We start from the raw sequence: 6,124 nt of genomic DNA on the forward strand, positions 1-6,124 counted from the left end.
TGAGATTATGGACGCCGCTGCTCGAAGCAAGGTTACTCGAGGTGGGGCCTCTGCAGACGATACAGCACAACCAGTCGTTCTCCAACGAAGGCGGCAAAAGCGTAAGTGCAAGCCGGCCGGTGGCGTCATCGATGTAGACGAGCAGGGCGCATTTGCGGCTACGGTTCTCGAACCACCAGGAGACCCGACGAGCTCACCAAAACGATCACGCCGGCCGCGCGGCTGGAAAACCCGTTGCTTGCACTCGCGCCGTGAGATCCATCGGCCTCGGTCATGCAGTGCCGCAACCTCTCCTCGGCTACCGAAAGGTGATGCAGCTCGATCAGCTTCTTGCGCGCCAGCGCTTCTTCGAAACCGGACCGGCTGGGCCGGAACAGTCATAGGCCTGCAGCAGTGTGGACCTGACTTCGACTGAGATCGAGCAGCTCGGCCGCTTGAACGACGCTCAGAGTCCGTGTCAACGAGTTTCGCAGCGCTCATCCGGCAACAAATGGCACCTTTACGAAAGCCGGGAATGACGTGCCGTGTATCAGGACGGGTTTTTCCTCGGTGCGGCACGCTGCTGAAGCGGGAGGCCCCAGTTGATGATAACCGACAATCTGCGATCCCGATAACACAGCTTAGGTCATGCCGGGTGTGGAGCATAGCTCCCAGAGCATTCTCCAAAAGAGGAGTACACCTCTACAACCTGAAGGGGATGCCCTCTTGCCCCGTAGGCCAGAGGTATATCCGACTTGCGACCTTCTCTATCCTGAATGTCATCATTCAACCGGCGGCAAAAGATGCCAGCATTGCAAGCACTTCGCCAATAACATCGCAAAACGGATGGCAATGCTGGAGATTCTAAATTTATGCCGGACAATATGAGCTCACGTAAATTCAGCCATCTTCTTAGAACGCTTCTTATCATTCTCGGATCGGCAACGGCGCTGGTCATTCTCGGTGGAGCGCAACTCGAGCCGGAATTTCTGCCCCTGTCGCCTGCTGACGGCAGCGTCGACGTCCACCCTGGGCGCGCGTTGAAGATACGGATTACGGGCCCTGCAATGCACAACGGCATCACGGTTTCGTTGCAAAACCGCCAAGATGGGGACGTGCCGATTGCGGTTGATTTCGACCCGTCCGAAGAGCTGATCATCGTCAAGCCCCGCAACCTGCTGAAACCTTCGACAGCCTACGCTCTCTGCGTCTCCCGCAGATTCTCGTCACCGTTTGATCATGTTCTTTGGGGCTGGCGAGGCGACAACAACTGCCTGTCGTTTACCACGCGCGGCATACAGAACGTCCAAACGCGACCTAGCGCGGCCGCGGGTCTGATCGTGACGGCAAACAACCGGCCATTCGCCTCCTACTATGACGAGATCTTGAAGGCCGAGGGTCTCAACCTGTTTGATACGATCCCGGAGGATCGTTTCGATCCGGTGACCCTTTCCCGCTACTCCGTTGTGCTGCTCGCAACGAGCACCCTCTCCTCCGCGAACACGGCGGCGCTGGAGAGCTGGGTGCAGGCGGGCGGAAGCCTGATTGCGACAAGGCCAGGCAACAGCATTCTCGCCTTGATGTGCTTGGTCGACACCGAAACGCCACTTCGCAGGGCCTACCTGCAGGCCCGTCCGGGACTGGCGGCAACCGAGAAATTCGCAGACCGGCCCTTGCAACTTCATGGCGAAATCGACCGGTATGAGTCCTTGCCGGGATGCAAAGCCGAGACGACAATGGTCGCTCAGTTGCACGAAACGCCCGACAGGCCACTGCCGGCCGCCGCCATCACCATGCGGCGTCTAGGCCACGGAACCATAACAGCTCTATCCTATGATCTGGCGCGCTCCATCGCCTACACCCGACAGGGAAACCCGGACTGGGCCGACCAGGAACGGGACGGTTCCGCCCCCCGGCGACCGAACGATCTGTTCTACCCCGACCACCTCGATCGGGCGCTCATCGGCATTCCGCAAGCGGACGAACATCAGCGCCTGCTTGCAAATCTGGTCCTCACGACGGCACCAATCCCCTTGCCGCGTTTCTGGTACCTGCCGGGAAACCGACGTGCGGCAATCGTGATGGTCGGGGACGATCACGCCATCCAAGACGGAACGGCGAACTTCTTTGCCAAGCTACGCGATGAAAGCACAGCCGGCTGCTGGTTGGAGCGGTGGGAGTGCCTGCGGGCGACCGCACTTCTCACACCGAGGACGGAGATTCCGCCGGCTGTGGTCGAGGCCTTCCACAGCCAGGGATTCGAATTTGGCGCCCATGTTGATACCAACTGCGCCAACCAGGACGCCGCACGTCTCGAGAGAACATTGAGCAAGCAGATGCGCGACTTCCGAACAAAGTATCCATTCCTGGGCGACCAGGTCACCCATCGCCTTCATTGCATCGTCTGGAACGGGTGGACCGAGGCGGCGCAAACGCAAAACAATGTTGGGATCCGCTTCGACCTGAACTACTACAATTGGCCTCCCGTCTGGCTCGACGGGCGTTCGGGTTTCATGACCGGTTCCGGCATGCCAATGCCCTTCGTCACCGAAGACGGAAAGGTGCTGGACATTTACCAGGCCGCCACGCAACTGGTGAACGAAGACAGGGCTCCGCAAATGGAGGGCGTCCAGTCGATGATCGCACGGGCACTCGGCCCGGATCAGTTCTTCAGCGCCTTCGTCGCACACTATGATTTTTCCGACGACTACGCCAACATCCTCGTCAAGGTGGCTCGGGAACACGGTGTCGCATTGATCTCCGCCGAGCAGATGCTCACTTGGGTGGCCGCCCGCAATGCGTCGCGCTTTGCTAGCATTCGCTGGAATAACGGCATCCTGCACTTTGGCCAGCAGCTCGCAGAGGGCGCCGAGCACGCATACGTTCTCCTGCCGATGCAGGCGGGAGCCGGCCGCCTGATGCGCCTCGAATGCGGCGGGCAAGTGACTGATTTTGCCATTCAGACCGTCAAAGGCCTTCCTGTTGCGGCCTTTCCCGCGCGGGCCGATGTCTGCGAGGCGCACTACGCTCATGATGCCAGCTAGACCAGATAACTGGCTGTGTCTGTTTACCCGGGTCGATCTGGTCGACGTTACCAAGGTTTGTAGTAACATCGAGGTGCTGGCGAAATCCGATCCATGCGCGGCCAGCGTTACCTCGTGTCGCCGCGACACGGTGATAGATGGCGGTTCGCTCAGTAATAGGGCGAGATGCCCAACCCGCGGCGGCCCCGGCTCCAAATGCGGCCGGGGATACCACCAACCGTCGCGGAACCACCCTGTACCGTCATCCATGAAGGACCCCGAAGGGGGACAGGATCGCTGCCAGCACGTTCGATGTGGCCCGGCTTGCGCAGGAACGCCCACGCTCGCGAAAGTGCGCATCGGCTTTGCAGCGGACCGTGCTGATCGTCGGAGGTACTTCGGGGGCTGACCGGGCCACCGCTGGCTCAGATTCCCTTGAGGTATTCGATCAGATCGTTCTTGTCCGCCTCGGTCAACTTCAGCTTGAAGTGCCGATCGTAACCCATACCGACAGGTGCGGTCTCGAGGTCGAGCGCCTGCACGTTCTGTAGGCGATTCATTGGATGCGGGACGGGCGGGAACGTTCCCGAAAAATCGAAGTATTTTCGACAGGGGTCTGACGGGCGGGCTAACGAGACGCCTGAAGAATTCTTGGATGACAGCCCGCGCCTGTCGACCAAGATGAAGTGCATGTCTAGCAAGTCGAGGCAAAAGCATGGTGAAAGCTCGGCATCTGGTGCGCGCCAATCTTGCAGTGGCGCTCGCCGTTAAGCTTCCAGGAGCGGCTGAAGCACGGGCTGGGCGCCAATCAGACCATCGGTCAGCTCTTTTGCAGCCTGCAGAGCATCCAGGAGGCCTTCATCATTGCGATACTGCCGCCTTCGATCCGCGGCGTCGGCAATCCGGTGGCTTCAGGATGCAGCTTTTGGATCTCGAGAGTTCCGACATGGGTCGCGTTCTGGGGCTGGCCTACCAGATGATGGGGGCGGCAAACAGCGCGCCGGGGGTGACCGGCGTCTTCACGACGTTTTCCGCCTCGAGCCCGCAGTTCTTCTGAACATCGACCGTGACAAAGCGCGCGCGCTGAACGTGTCGGTCCCGAACGAGGCGCTCTCCATCAATCTCGGGACATCCTATGTGAATGACTTCAACGCCTTCGGTCGCGTCTACCAAGTGCGGGTCCAGGCCGACCAACAGTATCGCCTCGACCAGGCCGACATTCTGGGCCTGAAGGTTCGCTCGGCAACCGGGGCGCTTGTTCCCCTTGGCACACTGGTTGAGATCCGCGACACGAGCGGCCCAACCCTTGTCCAGCGCTACAACATGTATGTCTCCGTGCCATTGAAGGGCAACGCGGCGCCCGGCGTCTCCACCGGTACTGCCCTCGACAAGATGGAGGCATTGGCAAGGCAGATGCTGCCGGCAGGCACCACGTTCGAATGGACGGAACTCGCCTTCCAGGAACGGGTCACCGGCAATACGGCGGTGTTCATCTTCGCGCTCTCGGTCCTCTTCGTTTTCCTGGCGCTGGCCGCCCAGTACGAGAGCTGGGTACTGCCGCTAGCGATCATCCTCATCGTCCCGCTTGCCGTTCTGGCCGCGCTGATCGGCGTGAGCCTCAGAGGGATGGACAACAACATCCTGACCCAGATCGGCCTGATCGTTCTTATCGGCCTGGCAGCGAAGAACGCCATCCGGATCGTCGAATTTGCGCGGCAGGGGCAACGGGAAGGAAAGACGGCAGTGGAGGCCGCGGTGGAAGCAACGCGCCTTCGGTTGCGGCCCATCCCGATGACCGCCTTCGCCTTTATCTTCAATGTCGTGCCTCTTGCGATCGCGACGGGGCCGGGTGCGGAGATGCGTCAGTCCCTCGGCACGGCGGTCTTTTCGGGCATGCTTGGGGTGACGCTGTTCGGTCTGTTCCTGACGCCGGTCTTCTTCGTCGCCTTGCGCTCGGCCGGCCGCCACAGATTGGACGCGGTCACCGAACGCAGGAAGGATGCAGCGCTCGAGGCGGCAGACTTGTAGCACTAGATGAAGAGCCCAAGGCAACGCGCTGAAAATATCGGGATACGATCAACGGCTGAGGGATAGTTCGGCGGACATGAACTCGCCGACTATCACTTGTAAGAACCGCCACTTTCCCCGCAGATCATCGCTAGCGCAGTGTGACTGTATTTCCGGTTTCCTTTGAGCATGCGTCTGGATGCTGGAGCGCGTCATTGTCGCGTCTTACGAAATCATACGGCGATAAGGTCGCAATTCGGGGCGGCGCGAAGCGGTTACGCAGAAAGAAGTGGTCGCGAAAAAGCATCCGGCTGAAGCCCGCCTGCAGGCAACCATGTCGGCAATTGTTTCATCACAAAGGTAACGCCTAACGAACGGGATCATCAAGCATGCCCGCGAGGAGGTTGAGGCGGCGACTGGGGATATCGAAGCGACGAGCTCGATAAACGCACCTGTTCGCGGCCGCCACTATGGTGAGTTGATCAGACTCGCAGAGCAGGAGCGGGCGCGACCGGTGAAGTTAATTAATCTGTTGGGCAGCGCCCTTGCAGAGGTGCTTGAGCTTAAGCATCAAGACATATTGAAGTAGGAGCCGCCCCCGGCAGTCCCATCCGCTCCGTTGTGACATGCACCACAACTCCCCGCGAGTCAGTGTTGTCGACAAGCCGCTGCAGGTGGTTTCGATGTGCTGAAGACAGCCACACAAACGCGAAGCAGAGTCTTCCAGCGGTGGCCCGCTTGCCGACAGACTTCTGACGAACCTATCCGTTCAAGGATGTGGCGCCTGACCATACGCCTCAGCTTTCCGGCGCGCATGAAGCACCGCCACGGCGCCGGAAAGCTGCAATGCAATACGGGGCCATCACATCGCCGACTGCGGCCTGCTGCTGGGGGGCACCGAGGACAAAGGTGCCGCTGTTACCGGCAATCCTGCTTCAAGGCAGGCGGCAACAAAGGCTTCGCGCGCAACCGCGAGCGGCGTCGCAAGGTTCAGCGCTCCGCGGCAGAGCCGAACGGCCCTCTCGTACTTTTGCCCACGACGCAGGGGCCATTCGTTCTCGAGGAAGTCGAGAGCTTCGTAGGGCCCGGAAAAAATATGGTGGATGCCATTTTGA

3 protein-coding genes and 2 pseudogenes are annotated in these 6,124 nt (G+C 60.1%); 2 read left to right on the forward strand and 3 right to left on the reverse strand.

Translation table 11 applies throughout. From position 1 onward, the window contains the following. Nucleotides 1-109: 109 nt before the first annotated feature. A pseudogene (locus tag AC1DDS_RS23555) lies at nt 110-473 on the reverse strand (ISNCY family transposase); the annotation flags it as partial. A gap of 390 nt (nt 474-863) precedes the next feature. Between AC1DDS_RS23555 and AC1DDS_RS23560 the strand changes: the two are divergent. Then, on the forward strand, nt 864-3,023 hold the full coding sequence (locus AC1DDS_RS23560) for a hypothetical protein (protein ID WP_477481071.1): 2,160 nt from the start codon (nt 864-866) through the stop codon (nt 3,021-3,023). A gap of 404 nt (nt 3,024-3,427) precedes the next feature. On the opposite strand, the gene AC1DDS_RS23565 is transcribed toward AC1DDS_RS23560, so the two are convergent. Continuing rightward, nucleotides 3,428-3,562 (reverse strand): hypothetical protein, encoded by a 135-nt coding sequence (locus tag AC1DDS_RS23565; RefSeq protein WP_477481072.1) that lies wholly within the window; start codon nt 3,560-3,562, stop codon nt 3,428-3,430. A gap of 210 nt (nt 3,563-3,772) precedes the next feature. Between AC1DDS_RS23565 and AC1DDS_RS23570 the strand changes: the two are divergent. Further along, nucleotides 3,773-5,030, forward strand: a pseudogene (locus AC1DDS_RS23570) (efflux RND transporter permease subunit); the annotation flags it as partial. An 841-nt stretch (nt 5,031-5,871) separates the two neighbouring features. Here the strand turns inward: AC1DDS_RS23570 and AC1DDS_RS23575 are convergent. Then, nucleotides 5,872-6,124, reverse strand: a 253-nt coding sequence (locus AC1DDS_RS23575) for a DUF982 domain-containing protein (protein WP_477481073.1), incomplete at its 5' end; no start/stop codon positions are given.

The organism is Mycoplana sp. 10N416 (assembly GCF_056394765.1).